The following is a 24,324-nucleotide window of genomic DNA, read 5'->3' as shown; positions in this document are numbered from 1 at the left end:
CTTAATTTAATTACGGATATATTTAATAAATCCTTTTTCTGGTATTTGATTTCTCTAATTTTTTATCTCGAATGAGGGTGGAATTGCATCCACTGCTGAAGCCCATTGTTTATTGGGACGTTTGCCCATTATAAACTCAAATTCTCCCCCTTGTGCCAAATCATCGTGATGGAACCAGGACTTATTCCACTCTTTCCCATTCAACCGCACAGACTGAATATATTTATTCTCAGGCGCATAATTGCGACATATTATTCTAAAAACTTTATTATTGTCTACATGTAACACTGCTTCCTTAAATACGGGACTCCCTATCACATAAATCGGTAGACCAGGTGTCACCGGATAAAATCCTAATTGAGAAAAAACGACAAAAGCAGACATACCGCCACCATCTTCATCTCCCGGCATACCCATCAAATCATCCCTGAACCATTGTGTCAAAAGTGAACGGATTCTCTTTTGTGTACGCCAAGGCTCACCGGCATAATTATACAGATACGGAATATGAAACGCGGGTTCATTCCCCATAGAGAACATACCTACATTCCCCGTATGGTCAGGTAATTCCGTATAAAACTTATATTTGGCCTTGCCTAATGGAGTATCATACATCTTTTCCAACTCTCCGATAAACGATTCACGTCCTCCCATCATCATTATCAGGTCGTTTATATTATGAGGAACATCCCAACGATATATCCACCCGTTATTTTCGCAATAAGCACCTCGAGCGCCCAAACCTCCTGAATATCGATAATCAAACGGTTCGATAAAATCACCATTACTGTTTTTAGGATGGAAAAATTTCGTATTCGGATGAAACACTTTCCTATAATTGTAACTCCGGTCTAAAAAATAAGCAGCATCTTTATCATTTCCCATATGACGAGCCAAGTTTCCCAAACACCATTCATCATAGACCGTCCCCAAAGTAACAGCTACAGGCTGACGTCTTTCAAAACCATGAACTTCCGGAACAGTTTCTTCTTCTCCATTATCTAATGCCGGGAAATAACCGTTCTCTTCAAAAAATTTATCCAGATTCCCCACTTTTTTATCGGACCATGGAGCCAACGTTTTCTCTGTAATTGCATTTTTACAGACTTCATAAGCCTTACCCAAATCAAAATTGCGCAATCCTTTTTCATAACAATCCAAGACTACTGCAACTCCATGATTACCATTCATACGATGTGTGTCACCTGTAAAATCAGGGAAAGTAGGCATAGCATCATCATTTTGTTCAGCCATTCGCACCAATGAATTGACAATATCGATTTCTTTTTTGGAGTCAATAATCACGCGCAACGGATGTGTTGCCCGATAAGTATCCCAAATCCAATCATCTGTATAAAACGGAATGCCATTATCCTCATGCACTTGCCCATCAAATCCACTGAAATATTTCCCATCTTCCGATATATTGACCGGCCGCTCATAAACCCTATATAGTGATGTATAAAAAACGGCTTTATCTTCTTCTGATGAGCCTTTCACCTCTATCTTTCCCAATACTTCATTCCAAGCATCCCTTCCACTTACTGCGAGACTGTCGATATCGTAATTCACTATTTCCCGCCTCAAATTTCTTTTTGCCTGTTCAACACTTATCAAAGATATCCCATACCGTACTTTTATCTCCCGGTCACTTGTCTTAAACTGCATAATCAGACTTCGATAATCACCAAATTCTTTCACTGTATTATCTACCGGTGCACAATCTGTCTCAAGATACAAATAGACTTTTCCTATACTGTCAGAAATAGGTTGCCATGCACTTACTGAATTATTCTGTACTGCTACTTCACCCTTTTCTGAACTAATAATCAAGCACGGTGTTCCCTCCCCCTCGTATTCGAACTTATACATTGCCGATTGATAGGAAGGGACATAATATATATCTGTCGAAACATTATCTAAATATGCCCGATATGAATAAGGTGTTATCTTCTCATTATCATAATCGTAATTGATTACCGGCTGGCTCAGACTGCTTTCACCTTGAGATGGACTCATACTAAATGCATGATTTGCCCGATGTCCTGTAAGAAATACAGGAAGACCCTTAACTTTATTGCCCGTATAATCTTTACGTAGAGGATGAATACGCATCATTCCATTCGGCAAATGAACGGTAGGATAGGTAGGTACCAATAAGTGACTTATATTGCCCATATAGGGGTTGACATAATCAACCGGCTCTTTCTCCTTTACAGCAGAACATCCTCCCAACAAACCTAATATAAATATTGCTGCGACCAGAATAACACTCAATATGAATCTCTTGTTTTTCATCTCTTAGATAATGCAACCAAGTATCCCTTAATCATCAATTTTAATGCATATCAGACATCTCGAACTCTAATGTTCCTCCTTGCATAATATCATCATAAGCAATTATATAATCCTTTACTTCCTGCCCATTTATTTTTACGGTCTTTACATATTTATTCTCTTTAGAGAGGTTGTGCGCAATCATCGTAAAAACTTTTCCATTCTGCAATTTCACTTTTGCCTGAGGGATTTGAGGGGCTCCTATAACATACTTTAAACTGACAGGATCGACCGGATAAAAGCCCAAAGCACTAAACATATACCACGCAGACATCTGTCCACAATCATCATTTCCACACAAACCATCCGGCTTAGACAGATAGAAACGGTCAAAAATTTCACGAACCAACTCCGCTGTACGGCTATTTTTTCCTAAAAGAGTATACATATATACCACATGATGACTGGGTTCATTTCCATGTGCATACTGACCAATCAGCCCCGTAACATCTCCTACAAATCCTGTCTGGTCTACAACCTGCTCAATGACAAACAGAGAATCCAATTTTGTTATCATTTTTTCAGTGCCACCCATCAATTCTGTCAAACCTTCAATATCCTGTTGTACATGCCAGGTGTATTGCCAAGAATTACCCTCTGTATAATCACCGCCTACAGTACTGGCATGAGATAAATGGAACACGTCAAAGGGAGTGCGCCATTGACCTTTAGAATCCTTTCCCCGCATCAATCCGGTCTCTTTATCGAACACATTTTTATAATAACCTGCCCGTTTCATAAAAAATGCATAATCGTCATCCTTGCCAAGTTTTTTAGCCAACTGAGCTGCACAATAATCATCATAAGCACATTCCAGCGTCAGAGATACCGATTCCTTGGTAACAATATCGAAAGGGAAATACCCATACTTTTCATAAACGTCTGCTTTATAATGAAAATGAGAAGTTGTCAACGATTTTTTAATCAAATTATATGCACGTTCTTGGTCAATGCCCGGAAACCCTTTCAAACAAGCCTCTACTATGACAGGAACAGCATGATTACCAATCATACAATGCGTCTCTTTTCCCCATAGAGTCCAGACCGGTAAATATCCTTGGCTCTCTGCATGCAATAACATCGAATTTACCATATTAGGGACAAGTTCAGGGGTAACAATTGTATACATAGGATGAGCTGCACGATAAGTATCCCACAAAGAAAGTGTCGAATAATATGCTCCGAAAGGAGATTGAGCCACAGAATCCAGCACCCCTCTATACTGCCCGTCTATATCAGCAATATTATTAGGTTGTATCAACATATGATACAATGCAGTATAAAAATTAGTCTTTTGCTCATCATTCCCCTCTATTTCGATTCTTGACAAATACTCTTCCCACTTATTTTCCGTATTTTTCTTTACAACATCAAAATCCCAATGTTTTACTTCTGAATCTAAATTCTTTTTAGCTCCCTCAACACTGACCATCGAAAACGCCACTTTCACTTGTACTTCCTTTTCATCTGCAAATCGAATCAATTTTCTAGGACCTTTGTCGGCTCTGCCATCTTCAACATCCTCAGAAGCAATAATCGGCTTATCAAACTTGATTACATAAAAAATATCTCGTTCGACCCATGCTTTTACTCTCAGATAACCGGTTATAGTATATTCATCTTCAATCTGTACATCAGCACGAATTACCCTATTGTCATAACTTTGCTGACTCCCTACTGAACCGTTTTGAAAATTAATATAAAGAGCCGGATTTTTCTTTTCAAATTGATAACGATGCATAGCAACATGCGGTGTAGCTGTCAACTCTACCTTTACCGAATTATCTATCAAATCTACAGTATAATATCCCGGAGTTGCTACTTCTGAATCTTTCAAATAAGAGCTCTTAAAATCTTTTGCCACCTCCCCGGAAAATGGCATAATCAATATATCTCCCATATCCGGTACTCCTGTTCCATTCAAATGATTCTGTGAGAATCCCCATATCAGCGTATCTTCATAACGATACCCTGCACAATAATCCCAACCAATACAACCCGTTTGTGGACCAGGCTGCACCATTCCCAACGGATAGACAGCCCCAGGGAAAGTATGCCCTGTATAGGTAGTACCTATAAAAGGATCTACATATTGTCCCACTCCTGAAGAAACTCGCTTATTACCAGAACATGATACTAGCACTACAATACTAAATAAAAAAGGTATAATTCCTTTCATTGACCTAAGACTTAAGATATTTTTAGATTAAAATTGGTTATTTACACAGACTCGGGAAATCACATTTACCCCCTCCTCTAACATAATGTGACGCAAATCTATGTATAAGGACCTAACAGAACATTAACCAAACCTTAATCAAATGATTTTGTTCAATACTTTTTTATAACATATTGAATATATGCATATTATATAATAAAAAAAAGTCAAACAAAATACAAGATTATTTTCTTAACCAAACCTTAATTTATTATTAATTTAGACTCGTAACCGCTATAAAACCTACATTCTAATTCTTAGAAACAAAGTTCATCGGGTTATAATATTTTCATAATTGATTTTAGGATTAGAATTAAGGAGACGCTGGTGATCTTGGACATATTTATCAAAACACTGTTTTGAAGCCCCCTTTTGTCCCAACAAAAACAAAGCCCGACATTTTATTTGTATAGCCTCTTCGTCAATATTATCGTGAAGCAAAATTACATTTGCTATTCTCACCTGTAAATTTAAATCAGATTCAACTTCAGTCAAGGAAATGGATTTCAATAAAATTTCTATCAATAAATTGGAATATTCTGATTTATAACTATCGACCCACTCTGTATTTAAATTAGGAAGGAGTGCTCCATTTTGCGCTATATCCAAAATTGCATTCAGTAAATCTATTCGTATAATATTCTCTTCTTTTACTTTCTTTAATAAAAGCATTATCTCGTTATAATCGCAAATAATATCCTTGCCCATTTCAACAAACCAATAAGACTTTTTATTTACGACTGCCAAATTTCCAACTTTTTCGAGCAATAATCTCAATTTACGAATATTAACACTCCTATTATTTGATGCACTAGCCTTATCCATTTCGAACCAAAAAGTCTCATCCAATTTCTCAGAAGTAACTTTCTTTCCATCCTTAATCGTACTCAGCAAAATATACAAAAATATTTGTTTTACAATGGAGGTAAAACTATCGGTTATGTCTTTCCCCTCCTTATCAAATACCTGAAACCCTCCTAACAACTTAACTGTAGAAACAGGTGTCTTCAATTCAATAGTCGTCTTTTTCTTAAGAACTTCAGATTGTGGAACAATATTTTTCTCCTTTTTCTTTTGAGCACTTTTTTTCTTGACTTTCAATATGACATATATTCCCGCAAATACGATAATAAACAAAGATGAAAGCAGACCCCAGATAAATGACCTATCTCTACCCTGACCTGGCAAAACCTTTTGAACTACGTCTGACATCCGTAAGGGCGGATATGCTAAAGAATACAAATCTACACTATACCCCACAGAGTGTGTTTTCTGCAATAGAATTGCATATAACATTGTTTTCTCCTCATCCAATATAAGGTCACAAAACGATTCCATATCCAAAAAATTATAAGGTATGGAATCGGCAAGAATAGAAACAGAACCATCAGAAAGACTTATCTCACACAAATTAAGTTGGGTATGGAAACGATTATTGTTATAGGCTAAAGCATACGCTTTATCTTTATCGACAATCATCGAATTAGAAAAAGCCACAGGTTCCTTTGGAAAAGTCAAATCAAATAATTTCTTACAAGTCTTCTTCCGCGAATCCAACTCATACAAGTCATAAAAATTCTTAGGCGACTCTTCTTGCCGACCTGAAATACTCCCATACCCGCCTAAAATCAAAAACTTCCCTTCGCCCAGATAACCTAAAGCAGATAAATAACGAGGAGCTATAGAATCTACCATATCTTCTATATCCCAATCCCCCCCATCTAACGAATGGGTAGACATCCATGCTTTATAAGTCTGATACCCATATCCACCAAACGTTACCAAACAATTTTTTTCTACATCAATAAAGCGATTATGATGATGGGCCGGTGCAAATCTCTGATCTAATTTATCCCCAGACCATTCATTTTTTGCAAAATCATAAAGTATAAAATCAGGATATAGCAAACTGTATGAAATCAGCCTGTCATTCTTACGGTCATAAATCATCTGGCTACTACCTCCTGCTCCAAAAGGCGAACCTTTCTGTGTCTTTATCCTTTCAACATGGAAATCATCCATATCAAAAAATATCATAGAATCTGATGTTGCTATAAAAAAACGATTCTGAATAGAATCAAATGCAATCTGGGCATATCGCTCTGTTACAGGTATCGATATTTCTTTATGCCACTTAATATACTTATCGATATCCCAACTACCGTTCTCAACTAAAGCTTCCCGTCTAGATATATCGTCATACACTTTTTTCCCCGCATACTTATCTAACTTCCAAGAGTATAATACATTTTTTTTAATATCTCGAATAATGACATCTTTAATTGTAATCGGAGGGACATCAGAACTATAAAACATTTTGTCCCAATTTTTGCCGAAAATAACTTTAATATCATCGAATCTCTTAAACGAATAAGGAATAGTCTGAGAAATATCATTAATCGAACAAACAATATTATCTCGACCAAATTTAATCTTCATTTTACTCCAATCACTCTTATTCTGAGGAACAGATATCTTAAAATCGACATTTGACAAAGCTTTATCAACGTCAATTAAAACACAATTTAATTTTTTGGCATTAATATTTGAAATAATGTCGAAACTACTGTCATCTCCGGAAATAATTCTACAGACATACCCATAAGCTTGTACGCCAGGATTAAATTTAATATCGAATTCTATAGAAAAACCCTCCGAAAAAGACATCGGCATATCCGGAGTAAGATTTAAAGAAGTTCTTACATCCTGATTCACAGCATGAGAATTAAAGGTTAATCCATAATGAATGTTACTTCCACTTAACCCCAAAAAGAAAGATGAAAAAAATAACAGTAAAAACTTTCTTAGCATAAATGAGGCACTTCTATATTTAATCACAAAGATAAAAGATTTTTTTATTACCTAAGAAAATAGCTTCTGAAAATACCATTATCTTCAAAAAAATCAATATTTATATTTAATTTAGAATTAAATATATAAAAATATCCTCCTGTCCCCAAAAAACACTAAGCCAATTCATATACAAAATGACACATCTTTACAAAAAACTCTCGTCATTGTAAAAAGTGACGAGAGTTTTTGTAATAAATCAAACTTTTTTATCATTTAGCAACTTCCAACTCTTCAATAGTACAAATACTTACACGATTCCAATCCGGATCTGTAAACATATCCCCAATTCCTTGCCCTTCAGCAGTTATACGAGATGTATTAATCTTGTATTTCTTCACTAAAATAGATTTGACAGCCTCAGCTCGTGCCTGTGCAAGTTTCTTATTGAATTCGAGATTTCCCTCAGGAGATGCATATCCTTTAATTACGACTGTCACATCTGCATGCTTCTTCATATAATTTGCAACACGCTCAACATTAGGCAACTGCGATGCGTCAACAGTAGAACGTCCTTGTCGGAATGTTATAATCGACTCTGGGACACGACTCGTCTCAACTTCTACAACTGTCTGCACCTTAGCAGCTTGATTACGACAATTATCAAGTTCGCTCTGTAACACTTGGATTCTCTGGGCAGCACTATTTATCTGGCTATTCCTATTATCCACCTGAGAACGGAGATTATTTATATTAGCATTTAACTGATTGATTTCTGCCTGATCATAAACTCTTACCTTTGTAAAATGGTGTTTTCCGTTACTTCCCTTAAAATGATAAGCAACACCAGCGGTCAATTCAAAAGCAGCATTATTAGCATTAAAACGGCTTTTTGCAGCATTAAAATCCCCTTCCATATCATATACTATCGCCGGCTTTATCCCCAAAGTCCAAGCTTTGCTTTCTCCAAAATTGAAATTAAAGTTCAAACCAAAGCGAGTAGACCAAGAATTATCATCACCGGGACCATTCATATAATAATGCATCCATCCAATGCCGGCAACAGCCTCCATTTCAAATAAACGAGGAGTTCCAGTATAACCACCAAAAAGATTCATCAAATTAAATTTGTTCAATAAGCTGACATCAGATACATCAATAGCAGTCTTACTCTGCGTCGTATTTACATACCCCATACCTTGAAATTCCATACCAAAAATAGGAGTCAATTGCTTAGTCACTCCTAATCCGAAAGTAAAACGAGCATCTTTAAAGAATGAACTATGGGTCAATGGAGTTACCATACCGGTTTTAAGTTCTATCGACCAATTATCCTTCAACTTTGTTCCTTGAAGGGCCTTCTGGTCAGTCTGAGCATTCACTGCAAATGCAGTTATCACGAATGCTGATAAAATTATAGACTTTCTCATAAATTAAATATATTAATTGGTTATATCATAAAATATTACACATGCTTCGAATAATAATCTCATTTTTTTATTTATTTTCAAAACTGTTACATTTTAAACAACATGTTACACAAATAACAAGTTTGAAACACCAATTAAGATTTAACATATATTCTATTTTTTAATACTTAAATATCTTTTCACAATAACAACCATAATCCAGCTATTTTTATATAAATTTACATGTATTAAAAATATTATAATGTTATTAAAAGTAAAGTAGTAAAAGACTAAGAATATAGCTAATCATTTAATGACCCACATCCATAGAAGCAATCTGAAAAACTATTCCAATAAATGCTCTTGCCCCCATTCATTATATACCTTTACGAAACGTAGATTTTACAAACAACAAAATAGGATAAACAACGAATTATTAAAACAAATAGATTCGAATCAGCGATTACACGCCCCAAGGTATTTGATAGTGATTCCTCTCTTTTGATTACATGGGGCATGCTCTTTTACAATTGTTATATGAAATAATATGAGAATTCGGAGTTCAAAGCAGAACAGAAATTGCTGAATCAAAAGTTAAAATACCGGATAACCCTATTCAGAATTATCCGGTTCTTCAAAAGTTATTTCCGTAATTGCCCTATAGACGGGTTTTCCGAGAACAAAATTACACACTACACTTCAAAAAAATAAATAGTGATCAATATATTACGTCGTCCCAATTATCGGTGCGGAACGAAGATACCGGCAAACCGTTCACACCCCATAGGGTTCCTTGTACAAAATCTTCGAAACCATACCGCACAGCTACCGGATTCGGAACTTCAGGCGCATATACTTCAAGTGTTTTACGGGTAAGTAGGGCTTTCGCCGGATAAAATTTCCGATCGGCCCCGGCTATCTTGAAACCGGTTATCTCTTTGTAAAACGAAGTAAGCCACAAAGGCGCGTAATCGAATTTCAGAAATATCCTGTCGCCCTTTATTTCAAACGAACTGTACTGGGGACTTTGATACTGGAATTTGTCGAAACCGTAATTTCTGGCGAGTGCCATACATGCAAACCGCTCTCCTACTTCACGCTTTTTACCCGGATGTATACATATAGAATCTCCGATATCCATCAATACCACCATACCGGTATTGGGCTGCGTACGGGCAATTTTTTCCTGCACTTCACGCATGAAGGCACAGTTGTATCTCTTGTCTTCATAACCGAAAGGCGCCAGTTGGGCAAAATAGATGGGGAAGTCTCCTATACCCCATTTTGCGATCCAATCCTTGTGCATCGCTTCAAACTGGGCGGCATATTCTTTATAGCGTGTACGGTTCGATTCTCCCTGATACCACAAGGCTCCCCGCATTGTATAGCCGACAAGGCTGTTGAGCATACCGTTATAGAGTACAGTAGGACTTTTCCAGCGTATTTTATTTTCGGCTTGTGTACGCGGAATTTTCATATTAGGGAAGAGTTTCATCGCATCGGACGATATCCAGGCTTCTATAGTTGAACCTCCCCAACTGCAATGCAATATGGCTACAGGAATACGGAGCACTTTCTGCAACTGGCGGGCAAAATAGTAACCTGCTGCTGTAAAATCACCTGTCGTGTTGGGCGACGCTGCTTCCCATTTTCCGGGACAATCCCATTGTCTGGTAATAGCGCTTGCTCTTTTCACAGTATAACAACGCAGATAGTTATTAGAGGAATCCACAATATCCTGTAATGCTCCTTCAATAGGCTGGTTAGGATATCCTTTTACGGGCATCTCCATATTGGACTGTCCACTGCAAAGCCACACTTCGCCTATAAGGACATTCTTGATTTCAGCTTTACCTGCTCCCGAAAACTGTATAGTATAGGATGTTAATGAAGCTGCGGGAGTTTTTACTTTCATTTTCCATGTACTGTCATTTGCCACCGTAGTACGATATGTTTTCCCATCCCATCCAGTCTTTACCGACACTACTTTTCCCGGAGCTGCCTTTCCCCACAAGGCAGCTTCACAAGACTGCTGTAATACCATACCATCACTCAATACCGAAGGTAATTTTATTTGCGCCATCGTACCAGATAGATAAAGCAGCATCGAAACCAACAAAATATTTTTCCTTGTCATGTCATTATTTATATTTAATATTTAATATTTAGTATTTAAGTATATATTCTTTATTTCACCACCTCTTGGCCATTTCTAATCCGATAAAAGTCCGATAGTTCACAACGTGATTGTAACCTGTTTCCATATTTTTCCTTTATCCGATAAATGAAATATCCGGGTAAAAGCGGACTGGAATCCTATCTATTCAGCCGAACTCATCATGTGAAACGATATAATCTCCGTCAAATAATATGCAAATGCTCGGAAAACAGATGTATACACCTTTGCTTACCGGGAGACGACTGTCAACAATCCCCAGAGAATTAATAGCAGTTTTTCATATTTTTCGATTATATCTCATCATTCAGTCATATTCACCGTTTTAGGTCTCAGAACAATCAGCTGCAATACGATTGCCAAAGCTACTACTATAGTAAGCATAGCAAAGTCGCGTCCAAGATTTCCGGCATCAATCGATTTTCCAAGAAAATCGGTAATGAATGCTCCTGCAGAAATTCCTGCGAGATTCATAATCCCATAACCGGTAGCTCTGTAACGCGGTGAAACAAATTGACAAAGTATAGGCATATTATTTACATCGAAAATTCCGAATCCTAACCCGAAACAAAGTGCTCCGCCCAGTACAGGTATAAAGCTCGTACTATATCCCAGTAAGAAAAGGGCGGGAATAGTGAGCCCTAAACCTATGGCTCCCGTATAAACGCGTCCTTTAAGGTTTTTCTGTACCCATTTATCAGATAGGTATCCACCAAACAATACTCCGACCAAGGAGGCCATCGAGATCGTTATAGTAGAGAGCGGACCTGCCTGAGACATATCCATATGCAAGGTATCGGAGAAGAGTGTCGGCAACCAACTCTTCGTAGCCCATCCGGGCAAACTAGGTGCTGCAAAATAGAATAATATCACCCAGAAACAGATGTTTCCGAACAACATGCCCAACCCTTTGAATGCATTGGAGAATTCCTGTCGCATCGTAATCTTTCGGGTATTATCTACCGTGTAACCTTTTTTCTCTTTTAGGAAAAATACCAGAACAAGACTGTAAGCAATACCTATCAGTCCGAATGTGTGGAAAGTCATCTGCCAAGAAGTGACCGCAGCAATCGTAGCACCGAAACCGCCGAACGCCTGCCCCAGGTAAATACCAGTCGTATGTATTCCTACGGCAATGGAACGCGTCTTGTCCTGATGATAATCTACTATAAGTGCTAATCCTGCAGGTATATAAAATGCTTCGCTTATACCCATTATAGCACGTAAGAAGTAGAGCTGGTCAAATGTTTTGGCATAACCCATAGTCAGGGTTACCATGGACCATACGAGCAAACTGCCTACTATGAGCCATTTCCGGTTAAGCCGATCGGCTATTATCCCCGATATAGGGCTCATAAACGCGTATATCCATAAAAATACTGCCATAAGCCGTCCAAAATTAGCGGCAGAATTTAACTCTTCGATACTGATCTTCATAAACGGCTGCATAGTTGCCAACATCTGGCGATCTAAATAATTGAGCAATGCAACCACCCACAACATGGCAACTACCAGCCAGGGATAAAACTTCTTATTTTGCATATTGACAATATAATATTATACTATTCTTTGAAGCTTTTTCTTTTCCTGAAAAGCATTCTGCAGCTCCGGCATTTCGTCTGCTTCGGCATTTCGACCGGAATAGAGACCTGCCGGAGTAGCTTATTTTACAATCATTTTCCGTATATAACTTTTTTCTCCAACATCCATACGGTATAAATAGATACCGGAAGGCAATGCGGATAATTCATAATTTACTTTATGCTGTCCTGCGGACATCTGTCCTTCTGTTACTATACCTACAAGCTGTCCCTGCATATCGAATATCCGCAAGCTGACGGATGCCGATTTTTCGAGAGTGAATATAAAGACTGTATATGTGTCAGCGGGATTGGGAACGTTCCGCAAAACCGATTCAGCATCATCTCTTGACATGGATACCGAAGAGCTGATATCTTCTTTCTGCCATGCCAATATGGGGAAACCGTTATTTACAACTACCGTATAATCGGCTTTCCAAAGCGACGGATTCTGGCTTCCATTGAGAGTCGTTACAAATCCGGCAGTTTTCATATCTGCTGCTTCCAGCGAAGTCCCGATCGTATTTCCTCCTGTTACTGATTCACTGCTGTAATAACACGCAATCGGTGTACCGTTAAAGTTTCCGGCAATACCACCTTTGGTAGGAAGAGTCTCGGAGAGTGCCGACACGCTGCCAGTATTGTAACAATTGGAAAGCGTCCCTGTATTAACATAACCCAATATACCACCTACGTACCTGCTTCCGGTCTGGGTCGTTTTCAAAAGTATGTCCCCTCGGTTATAGCAATTTTTTACCGAAGGATTACTCACACCATAACCCAATATGCCACCGGCCTGCGAAGTACCCGTCACGTTTCCTTTATTGTAGCAGTTGTATATCGATGTGGCATTGGCATATGCCACGATACCTCCACACACTCCTCCCACGAGGATATTGCTTTCTCCATCGACCCCAAGGTTAGAAATAGTTCCTCCCAGAGTATATCCCCATATTCCGTTCGATGTGTACAAGTCATCATTACGACCTATTTTCAGATTGAGTATACGGTGTCCACCTCCGTCAAAATGTCCCTTGAAAGGGCGATTGTTCGACATAGTCATATACCAACCTATCGGTAACCAGTTATGGCTGTTCAGATCAAGATCGTTTATCATTTTGAAATATTTGTTTTCATAGGTATTTCCCTGATATACTTGTTCGGAGAGGTAAACCATTTCTCCGGGATGAGAAATGAGAATAGGATTGTCTTTTGAGGATCCTTTCCCGTCCGACTCGTCTATTTTCTTCACTACACCGTTCCATTTGCCGTTAGGCAAGAGGTATTGCCATTCCGAAGGCGTAGTTGCCGTAGCATAGTCTGTAATACGGTGGAAAGTCATAAAATTGGAATTGTGATAATTGTCAGCACCGCCCATCCCGTCATCGTACGAAGTACGGGAAACGAAGAGAATGTCATCCCCATCAAAAATAAAATCGACATACTGAAAACCGACGTTTTCAATGTCTGTACTCGCAAGTACTATCGCTCTTACCTCCCACTCTTCAAGATCATAAGAGGAGGTAAGTGCGAGAATACTACGCATACCACCTGCCGAAACATTATTGTTTTGCAGCACATCGGGTACATAGTTGGCAAGCGACCAATAACGGTCAGTCACGGGATCGTACCTAATGTTGAATTTCGAAGCTCCGCCCCAAAACTGTATCTTACGCGCTGAACCTTCTTCTATTTTATTATCAGATTCGAGGGAGTAATATCCGGCATATATGCCTTCTATGCTGGCAAGCCGGGATATTCCTTTTATTTTGCCGTCACGGCCCATAACTGCATTGGATTCGAGCCAACCCGTTCCATCAATCCATGCCGGTTTGGCTATTTCGTCAGACACTGTCCAACTCTCTTTTTTCATAAGATCAGCATCTTGTGGAGCCGAAATAATAAATGACCTGTTCCCAGACATCCACTTGTTCCCTGTATCTTCACCGTGATGTTCGTATGCTTTATATATACGGTTATTGGCAAACATCACGGGTGTCGAAGATCCATGACAGCTTCCGGGTATAAGTATCGTCGGAGCCGACCAGGTAGATCCTTTGTCAGTAGAACAACGGATAACAAAATTGGCCCCATTACTTGTATCAGCGCCCATAAGATAAAGTTTCCCGTTGTGGACAAACAGTCCTGACCATACAGCACCTAGTACTGTTGCTTTATAGGACCAATACTGTCCGTTATCACGTGATATAAATATATCGGTCCTGTTCGCTATACTGTTATCGCTAAATACGTCATTAGATGCAATAAGCTCTCCAGTAGGCAGTTTTGCAATACTAGGCGTTCCTCTGTATATACCACTCGATTTGGGACTATGCACGACCGGTACACCTGGAACCATAGGAAACAGATCGGACGATTGAGCCTGTACCAGCAGGGGAAACGCCATCATTAAAAACAATAATCTTTTTACCATACAATTTTTATTACGGATTTTTCAGCCGGTTTTAAATCTTACAAGGAAATTCTAAACAAGCTTTTCAATTTTCAGGACTCTTACCCAGCAAATAAGATGCGAAAAACCGTGTACGGCTTTTCGCATCTTATACAGATAAGTTTTTATTTGATAACGAAACGTTGTGTCTTTTCACCATCAACAGTAATCAAGCGACAGAAATAAATTCCCGACTGATAATCAGCTGCATTTACAGTAAATACGTGATTCCCAGCTTCGAGTACTCCATCATATACCAAAGCTACCAACTGTCCAAAAGTATTGTAAAGAGACAAATTCACTTTACCGGTCACCACCATAGATACAGGTATGCAGGAAACTCCGGTTACAGGATTAGGGGCTACAGAACCTAGTATGTTCACATCGGCTTCGGCCCTATTTACCGAAGTTATTCCGTTTACTTCCCAGTTCAATATGGGTAAACCGTAATTTATCATATCAGCATCAGCAACCCACTTCACTGGATCCTGATCATTATTTATCGTAAGGATAAAATCGGGAGCAAGCATATTTGCCTCTGTGATAGCCGTGCCATAGCTATTTCCGTTCGCTACGCTGCTGGTGGCATAGTAACTGTTTATCGGCTGACGTGTAGTCTGGAATGTTCCAGTTATACCGCCCCATGTATTTGCAGGAATAGAACCATTAACGCTGACATCTCCGAAATTGTAGCAATTGGTAATCCATGCTGTTGTGGTCTGACCCATTATTCCACCGACCGCTCTATTGGAAGTCGCATTTGCAGTGATCTTCACTGCACCCATATTATAGCAGTTTATTACATCTACACTGGGGCTTACGCAATATGCTGCGATTCCTCCTACATAGCTAGTCCCATCGATACTTGCCTTATTATAACATTGTGCAATAGTTACTCCTGCACCCCACGCTACAAAGGCCGCCACAGAACCTGTTCCTTTGATACTTCCGCTCTCGATTCCCAGATTCTTGATATAACGTGCACCTCGTTCCGATCCCTGTACTGCTCCAAAAAGCGCATAGGAAGAGATGTTGGAAGTTCCCGTACCGGATGCTGCCGGAATCAAAATATCTTTCGAGATGACGAGATTACTGATAATATGCCCGTTTCCGTCAAAGCTTCCTCCGAAATGACGGTTATAGGCATTGGTCAGGTGCCAGCCTATAGGAGTCCATTCGTTACCATCGAGGTCTATGTCTGTAGTCAGTTTGAAAAACTTTCCATCGTAGAGGTTCGGATCATTGATATCGTTGACCTGTTGTGCAAGATAAGCGAGCTGTGCTCCGGAATTGATAAGTATTGGATTTTCAGCCGATTCTCCGGCATTGTTATCTGTACTGAACGGAGTTACCGATCCGTCCCAATAATCAGTTTGTTGGGCCATCGATACTGATACCAACATAAAAAACGCTGCAAAAAAAGTACTTAATCGCTTCATGATTCAAAAGTATTAAATTATTAATAGTGATTTTTTTATATCTACCGGCTGAAAAAAGTTTCCATCCGAGAATAATATTTTTTATAAATACGTGCGGCCTCTACCGTTTCATTACCAACAGGCTCATCGGAATAGGACATGGGAGTATTGACCCATTTCCACTCCCAGTCTTTTATATACTTATCAAAGCTGCCAAAATCAGGTTGTGTATTGTTACGTCGGGCGTCATCGAGGAAATTGAAAAATTCTTGCCAGCGCGGTCTGTAATAGTTTTCGAGCATTCCCGACCACAAACGCCATGAGTAGTCGTGTATTTTGCTATCTTTTCCTCCCCACGTAGTAATGAGATTTTTGGCATTTTTTTCATATAGTTTTACTTCGTCCGCATTAGTCCCCCATTTTTTTGCGGCATTGACCCATGTTCCCAATAAGAACTCTTTACGAGTGGCCAGCAGTTTATCCATATCGCTAATTATTTCGAGAAATTCCACCGAACGTTTTTCGTATTCTTTGTAATTTTTTTTACGATAAGCGATGGAAAACAGTTGTTGCACCGAATCGGCATAGTTTGCCATCACCTGACGAGTTACGTCGACTAGATCGTAACGAAAACCGTCGCTTCCGGCAAACTGTTGCGCACAGTCCATCAGATTTTTCCAGGCTGGCAATAGTTCTTTCGTCGCATAAGGTTTATGTGTCTCGGTCCAATTGTTGTCCTTATTAAAGGTCGGACGGCCTGCAATGATGGAAGCTGTAGGACCTCCATGTTCTTTTCCTCCTGAATATACGGTACGGTAAAGAATATTCCACGCAGCATCGATACGTGGATCACTACCACCGTACCTACGTCGGGTATAATCTCTCAGCCAAGCTTTTACATCAATAGCTTCGGTACGCCATATATTGTCAAGCATCATCTCGTATATTACTGGATTTTGTTCTATGGCTTCAGGTGTAAGCCCTATGCCCTTGAGATTTCCGGCAGCAGGATCATGAAGTGCCTGTGACGGACCATTGGCTATCTCATCCATACGTCCGTACATGAGGTTATTTCCTCCGAAATTATTGAGCATACACCAAAGCCATTGTTTCCCGTAAAAGGCATTTTTCTTTTTCCATGCCGGACGGCATTCAGTCCAGAGATCGAGAACGATCATACGATCGTCGGGTATGGCATTGAGTAGGGCTTGTGTCTGGGTTGGTCCCCAGAATCCCGAACCGCTGTATACGAATATCCATCCTTGCATTACCCATTTTGCCTGAGGATCGGCCTGCGTCATCGCACCGAATATTTTTTTGCTTATATCGTTGAGATAGGTACTGTCATTCGTTGGCGGCTTGTTTTCGTTGAACGTGTCCGATGAATAATAATGGTTGGTTCCGTATGTTTTTATCATCTCGGTCAGGAAAGAGGCTCCTATTTTTTCAAACATGGGATCGGAAGGGTCGAGCACATATACTTCAGGATAATCTACCCATTTGGTTTTCTTCACTTTTGCCTGCGGAAATTTTTTCACAAATGCAGGCGGCACGTGTCCCGTAAAGGCAGGAAGTATAGGTATCATTCCGAAAGAGCGCTCGCGTTCCAATATCTTTTTCTGCAATTCTTCATGGCTCTCCATCCAACTCCGTGGCAGAGGACCGCCCCAACCGTCGAGGTTACCCATCCAGAACCAATTGAAATAAGCAGGACCACTAAAAAAAGTCGAAAGGTCTTTTTCTGTGAATCCCAATCTTTTATACACCCTATCCCAAATGATATTCTGTCCAGTAAGTGCCAGCGGCATATTAATTCCGTTAAGTGCCATGAAATCGATCTCTTTTTCCCAGCGTTCCCAATCCCACCAACTCATACTATAATTGAATGTACAATAATTGAAATAATAACGGTAAGTATAGGGTGTCTCTTTTACTACTTTTTTTTCGACACGAGGAAGTTCTCCCGGTAAATTTATATTCCGGCTGTGCCAGTCGATCTGACATTTTCCGTACTCGCGTAAGTAATGGTTCAAAGCACTCGCGATAGCGACTCCGGATGTTCCGCGCAAAACGATCTTATCTCCTACGCTCTCTATCTCGAAATAGTCTTTTTCACTCTTTTCGACATGCCGAACCTCAAATGAGGAAGAATGACTTGGCAACAATCTCTCTATAAGGCCTTTTACGGCTTTCTCCTGCTGTATGTCGCGCGCCTGTCCCCATTGAGCACATAACAGAAACAGAGACAACAAGCATATTCCTATATTTTTAAATTTATTCATCTTCTTTTGTTTTTAAATAAAATTGTTTATTTCATCGGCCGAAGCATCCACAGTGATTCTTCAAATTCTTTTTCCATTTCTATATTTTTCGTCAGATTCCAGTAACTCGTATTTTTATCCACAAGTACCATCGTACTTACAATCCACGACTGTATCCATCCTGTAAGGGTACACCATACGCCCCACTCTTCGTCGGCATTCGACCCCCAATAATCCCAGCGTTTATAATCGAATCCCCTAAACCAAGCTCCGTCCAAGTCCTTGTGCGTATCGCTTTTTACCTGAATTCTCACCAAAAAATCGGCCAATTTCCCAACAGCTTTTTTATGTTCAGGGTTTCCCGTCACGTGAGCGGCTTCATTCAGAGCGAAAAATGCAAAATTGGACGTATACAACAAGTCCGATGTAGGGTCTCCGTTTTTAGATATAAGGGATGCTTCATATTTACCGTAATCGTCATTTGACAAGGTCGCACCTGCCTGTCCCATGCTGTTTTCACCGATTTCTTCCTGTATCGCTCCGTTTTCCTGCTGAAACTTCAGCAACTCACTTACCATGAAATCGAGCCATTTCCGGTGAAGAGGGGTATCGTCTACTTTTACCAGCCATGCCAACGGCAAGATCATACGGGCTTTTTCTTCCTGAAAACTATTAGTCCACTTCCAAAGTTTAGGATATGCATCCATTGTTATTTTAATGGCCGTCCGAGCCTTCTCCAATAAGGGTTTATATCCGGTTTTATCATACAACCACAAGTAACAGGCCCATGACCAGGATTCGAAATGGGGATGGGGACTGATAAAGGTTCTCTTGTTGTAATATTCCCACCCATTGTTGAGTATTTCATTCTCCGACAGGCGGTTTCCTATAAAACCTTCCCTGCTCGACAAGCGGAAATTAGCAAGAATAGTTTCTACAATCCTCTTGTTCCATGTCGTATCGTTAAGATAGGCTACCGCCCCGAGCGATCCCAATAATGCCCTAGCGTGATCGTCATTATAAAAGAGATAAGGGGCGGTATCCGCCCATCCCAACAGAGCATAGACGGGACTGCATCTTTCATTTCTAAGTCCTTTTCTGGCATTGGATGTAAAAAAGAGAAAATCCAGAAGATTACGGCTTACTTTGTCATAACCGTTCTTATTTCCATAGGTCGAAGCGGCAGCCAACGCAAAAGCTGTTTCTCCCTGAACGTCATTTCTTATCATATAACGAATATCCTGCGTACCGTCTGCATGAACATTGGAAACATGCCCTTCAAGAACTCCAAACGACCCATCGCCTACCGGCCAGTCGGACGGTATCGGATCTCCGATAGGGTGTGTCCCGTCTCCAGCAATTTTTACCACTTCAGGATACCAAGAGGGATGAATGAGAAATTTTGCATTGAAAAACCAGTCGCTTCCTTTTCGAATCGATATTTTCCTGGCAGAAGAGGGTAAACTCTCTTTTTCGGCATACATAGGTTCCAGATCGGTAGTCCAATTCTTGAATTCGAGAGTGTCGCCTGTGAGCCAACCGACAATACTTTCCCAAACCGTTTTCCATGCATCCGATGGTCTATAACTTGCCTTCTTGAAATTAGTAAGGCATGTAGTAGATACCAATACATTTCCTTCCTGAAAAAGTAATGGATAGGTTGTTGTATTAGATAAACCAAAATCAGCCCTGTCATATCCGGCGACTTTAGCATATAACATTATCGGACGAAGATTATCTTTCTTTACCGGAATTACATGGCAACTGCTGAGCCCTAAAATAGCTAATTCATGGAAACTTCCCATAAAAAAACGGGGTGAGGTGATTACCACTCTTTCCAGTTTTCCGAGATAATTATCCTGACAGACTTCAACACCGGGAACAAATTCGGGATATTCTATGTATAGCTTGATATTTTTACGCTTTGCTTTTTCATACAACGCATTGTCGACCTGAGTGCGAACAACAGGATACGACATGGCTGTAATTATCACAGCTGAACCATCTTCTGCTTTTTCAACAGCCTCGTCCGGAGAGATAAAATGCTTTATTTTATACCCTTCCTTACTCAGCAGCATAAAAAGGTCATTGGTCTTTTCCCCGTTGAAATACAAAGTATTCCGGGCTCCAACTGACACAGGAAAGAGCAGTATCAAAAATATGATTATCTTTCGTTTCATAACACATTATTTGTTTTCCAGCAGATACCGAAATTTTTTTGGTGTCTTTGCTGATTTATAGTTTTTGATACGATGGAAAGTCATATAATTGGAATTATGGGCATTGTCTGAACCTCCCATTCCATCTTCATACCCAGTGCGGCAGGCAACTATGATGTCTTCTCCGTCAAATAACCAATCCACATACTGAAATCCGTGATAAGTGACATTATCGCTTGCTAAAATTATGGCATTGAGCTTCCAATCTTTGAGGTTTTCGGAAGAGATGAGCGCCAATACGCTGCGCATACCTCCAGCCCTCATTTTCGGCTTTCTCAGCACATCGGGCGGATAGTTGGCGAGAGACCAATAACGTTTGGTTTTTTCATCCCAACGGATATTGAATTTTGTAGCTCCTCCGAGGAAATTGATTGTTCCTATAGATGTTATATCGACAGTTGTGTCATTGATAAGGGAGTAATACCCAGCAATCAGTCCCGATTCGTTAGCGACACGGGTAATTCCTTTTATCTTACCATCGGGTCCCATTACAGCATTGGTTTCGAGCCATCCGGTACCATCCATCGAAGCGGGCTTCACAATTTCATCACTGTAGAGCCAATTATCGGGATCAGTCAAATCAGAAGCTACAGGGGCTGACATCACAAAAGAGCGGTTTCCCGACATCCAGCGTTTCCCAGTATCTTTACCCAAATGGTCATAACCTTTGTATACACGGCCCCCAGCGAAAACTACAGGCGTAGAAGAACCATGATAATGCCCTTCTTTCAGAATAGAGGCTTGCGTCCAAGTTTTGCCCTCGTCATACGATTTTCGTATAGCCAAATTCCTGTTCGATCCTTTTACACCCAACAGATATAATGTATCATTTATATTGAAAAGTCCTGCCCAAAAAGTGTCATCTACTTCTGACAGGAAGTGCCAGTTTTTTCCTTTATCGGAGGAGCGGTATACGTGAACGATATCAGACTTACAGGAAGGTCCGAAAAAATCGTGTGATGCAATAAAATCACCTCCGGGCATCTTTACAATACTGGGTGTACCTATGTATTTTCCACTGCTTTTAGGCGAGTGCACTATGGGTACACCAGGTACCATGGGAAACTGTTTCGACAACTGGGCAACTGCCAACGCCGGTAAAAAAGTTACAAGGAGAATTATTTTTTTCAGTGACATAAAATTCTAAATTTATTTGGGTTCGAAAATAAACATCGTTAGACTCAATGCGGAATTAAGTTCATAACGCGTGGGATTGGTAATGCGCAACGGCAATATATAACGGTTTCCTTCTACAAAAAAAGGATCAGTGGCAAGCAGTTCTTTTTTTACAAGGAGTTTTACCGAAGATTCTCTCTCTCCATCATTCAGGGATATTCTCCCAGGTACATCATAATATGCTGCCGGCAAAAGGCGTGCTGTCTTATATATATTGTAAGCTGCCGGAGGATTGACTCCTCCCGCTATTTCTATCGCCCGATCCAAGGTATCAGGGTATACTTCGAGGTCTACGCTTACACTTTTCAGTTCTTCAAGTCCGCTACGATAGAGTCCGACTACAACCGAAACATCTCCGGCCGCTGCTTTATCAACACTTACCGTATAGTTGATATCGGTCCCTCCCGATTGTATGACGGCCTGGGGCATATACAACTTCGAGATTCCCCACAGTACGTCCTTATCGGCTTTTTCACAAGCAATGAATGTTGAGGCTAACAGGAGGGCTGCACATAATTTAATCTTCATAACTACAAGTTTTATTTTGTGTTTATTGTTATCTTTTCTTACCAGCCAGGATTCTGCATAACTGTCCCGCCATATTTGTTGAGCTCCGACTGGGGAATGGGATATAGATACATCTTATCTTCGAAAACCCGGGTCTCTACAATGCGGTTGAAATCATAAGTAAATGTTTCGTCTCCCGTTTTGGTTATTGTTACTCCCCTTATGGGTTCGCCCAATAAAGAGGCTTTTTTCCACCTTCTCAGATCCCAGGCACGATGGTCCTCAAAAGCAAGTTCGACCTGGCGTTCCTTATGTATAGCTTCAGTAAGGTCGGCAGCACTTACGTTAGGTATGTTGGGAACTTTTACACCATCACGCTGGCGTACTTGGTTGACTGCCGCACGTGCCGAGAGTGTGAGTCCGTCACCCCGGCTCGTTCCATTGGGCCCAAACGCTTCGTTCATCGCCTCAGCGTAGTTAAGCAATATCTCGGCATAACGGAACATTATCCAGGCTTTCATCGACCGTCCCGGTGTTGTTCCTGTCAGATCGAGATTGGGAGAAAGAAATTTTTTAAGGTAATATCCGGTACGTGAAGCGTTGCGTTGCCCTACTCCATCTTTGCCCCCAGTATAGCACTCTATTTTGCGTCCGTTCCAAGTGCTATTATTGACCACAATTGTATATTGCATACGGGGATCGACCCTATCATAGGGTCTGGAGGGATCCCAGCCATCGAGCTTGTCATAGGCATCTACGAGGTTTTGGGTGGGTGTTACCCCGCTGCTGCCACCAGGAGTACCAATGGGATAGTTCCAAGCTTCGAGGATATTAGAGTTGGCATAACGTATATAAAATATTACTTCATCATCGGAATAGGAATTGGGAGCCAAAAACAAGTTCTGATAGTTGTTAGATAGCTGATAAAGAGGTTTTATCATCGAACCTACCTTCTTCATCTGCATTACTTCGTTGGCTGCTTTTGCGGCCTCTTTCCATTTTTCAATATCGTTCTGCGGATTGTTTAACGGGCTGGCGGCATAGAGTAATACTCGGCTTTTGAGTGCCAATACGGCTCCTTTTGTGGCCCGACCGTCGTCTTCAGGTTTTCCAGCGGCATACCAGTCTACCTGCATGTTATCTTTGATGTCATCGCATTCGCTTACTATAAAAGCAACGCACTGATCAAATGTCGAACGCCCTATCTGCTTTCCTTCATCAAGCGATAAAGTTCTGGTTACGAGGGGAACTCCTCCGTAACGCTTGATGAGTTCGAAGTAATACAATGCCCTGAGAAAGCGCACTTCGTTGCGGTAAAAAGCTATGTCCTCACACTGTTGCAAGTAATTTTCCTTACCTACGGTAGTTATGGTGTCCGTTACTAGTATCTTTTTATAATTTACCGAATTTTCAAGGAATAGATTGCACTGGCGTATAGCAACATATAATTTGGCGTACACGTCTTCGGGATTGGAATACTGATTCCATATACCCATATTGAATTTCTGTGACTGAGAGCTATAATTAGTTTCTTCGGCTTCGTCAGTAGCACATGCCTTGAGAGAAGTTTCCCACTGGTAAAAACCACCGATAACCTGTAAATTGGTGTATGCTCCCACAGCTACCTGTTTCATACGGTCATAATTTACATATACCTGCTCAGGTCTCAGATTCGTATCTATCTCGTTGTCGAGCATATCGGAACAGGCAGTACCGATACCTACCAGTACAACAAAAAAGAAGTATTTTATTACTTTATATTTCATTTTCGTACCTTTTAA

General features: G+C 40.2%; 13 protein-coding genes. All 13 read right to left on the bottom strand.

Features of this window, described 5'->3' with window-relative positions:
• Positions 1 to 54 precede the first annotated feature (54 nt).
• Positions 55 to 2,298: a GH92 family glycosyl hydrolase gene (locus BN2628_RS13260; RefSeq protein ID WP_055097638.1), complete on the bottom strand. Its 2,244-nt coding sequence runs from the start codon at positions 2,296 to 2,298 to the stop codon at positions 55 to 57.
• Between the two features lie 40 nt (positions 2,299 to 2,338).
• A complete protein-coding gene (locus BN2628_RS13255) occupies positions 2,339 to 4,516 on the bottom strand; it encodes a GH92 family glycosyl hydrolase (RefSeq protein ID WP_055097635.1) in 2,178 nt (725 codons plus the stop codon).
• Positions 4,517 to 4,825: 309 nt separating this feature from the next.
• Complete coding sequence (locus tag BN2628_RS13250; RefSeq protein WP_021931898.1) at positions 4,826 to 7,366, bottom strand: hypothetical protein; 2,541 nt, start codon at positions 7,364 to 7,366, stop codon at positions 4,826 to 4,828.
• 251 nt (positions 7,367 to 7,617) lie between these two features.
• Complete coding sequence (locus tag BN2628_RS13245; protein ID WP_044224453.1) at positions 7,618 to 8,775, bottom strand: OmpA family protein; 1,158 nt, start codon at positions 8,773 to 8,775, stop codon at positions 7,618 to 7,620.
• Between the two features lie 697 nt (positions 8,776 to 9,472).
• Positions 9,473 to 10,891 carry a sialate O-acetylesterase gene (locus tag BN2628_RS13240; RefSeq protein ID WP_082002193.1) on the bottom strand — a complete coding sequence of 473 codons (1,419 nt, stop codon included), beginning with the start codon at positions 10,889 to 10,891 and terminating at the stop codon, positions 9,473 to 9,475.
• 342 nt (positions 10,892 to 11,233) lie between these two features.
• The gene (locus BN2628_RS13235; protein ID WP_044224459.1) at positions 11,234 to 12,472 is read right to left on the bottom strand and encodes an MFS transporter; all 1,239 of its coding nucleotides are present in this window, start codon (positions 12,470 to 12,472) and stop codon (positions 11,234 to 11,236) included.
• Between the two features lie 120 nt (positions 12,473 to 12,592).
• Positions 12,593 to 14,944: a T9SS type A sorting domain-containing protein gene (locus BN2628_RS13230; protein ID WP_082430173.1), complete on the bottom strand. Its 2,352-nt coding sequence runs from the start codon at positions 14,942 to 14,944 to the stop codon at positions 12,593 to 12,595.
• Positions 14,945 to 15,087: 143 nt separating this feature from the next.
• The gene (locus BN2628_RS13225) at positions 15,088 to 16,401 is read right to left on the bottom strand and encodes a T9SS type A sorting domain-containing protein (RefSeq protein ID WP_082002195.1); all 1,314 of its coding nucleotides are present in this window, start codon (positions 16,399 to 16,401) and stop codon (positions 15,088 to 15,090) included.
• Between the two features lie 41 nt (positions 16,402 to 16,442).
• Entirely contained in the window at positions 16,443 to 18,662 is a 2,220-nt protein-coding gene (locus tag BN2628_RS13220) for an alpha-N-acetylglucosaminidase (protein ID WP_074024184.1), read from the bottom strand.
• A 26-nt stretch (positions 18,663 to 18,688) separates the two neighbouring features.
• Positions 18,689 to 20,821, bottom strand: a complete 2,133-nt coding sequence (locus BN2628_RS13215; RefSeq protein ID WP_044224465.1) for a hypothetical protein — start codon at positions 20,819 to 20,821, stop codon at positions 18,689 to 18,691.
• A gap of 6 nt (positions 20,822 to 20,827) precedes the next feature.
• Positions 20,828 to 21,997, bottom strand: coding sequence for a sialidase family protein (locus BN2628_RS13210; RefSeq protein WP_052431356.1), 1,170 nt, complete (start codon positions 21,995 to 21,997; stop codon positions 20,828 to 20,830).
• 12 nt (positions 21,998 to 22,009) lie between these two features.
• Positions 22,010 to 22,564, bottom strand: coding sequence for a DUF1735 domain-containing protein (locus tag BN2628_RS13205; RefSeq protein WP_044224467.1), 555 nt, complete (start codon positions 22,562 to 22,564; stop codon positions 22,010 to 22,012).
• A 38-nt stretch (positions 22,565 to 22,602) separates the two neighbouring features.
• Positions 22,603 to 24,309, bottom strand: a complete 1,707-nt coding sequence (locus BN2628_RS13200; RefSeq protein WP_044224469.1) for a RagB/SusD family nutrient uptake outer membrane protein — start codon at positions 24,307 to 24,309, stop codon at positions 22,603 to 22,605.
• Positions 24,310 to 24,324 lie beyond the last annotated feature (15 nt).

Origin of the sequence: Gabonia massiliensis, assembly GCF_001403595.1 — a bacterium.
Taxonomy (GTDB): Bacteria; Bacteroidota; Bacteroidia; order Bacteroidales; family Coprobacteraceae; genus Coprobacter; species Coprobacter secundus.
Note: the sequence above shows the minus strand (reverse complement) of the source record. Positions and strands in the feature narration are given on the sequence as shown.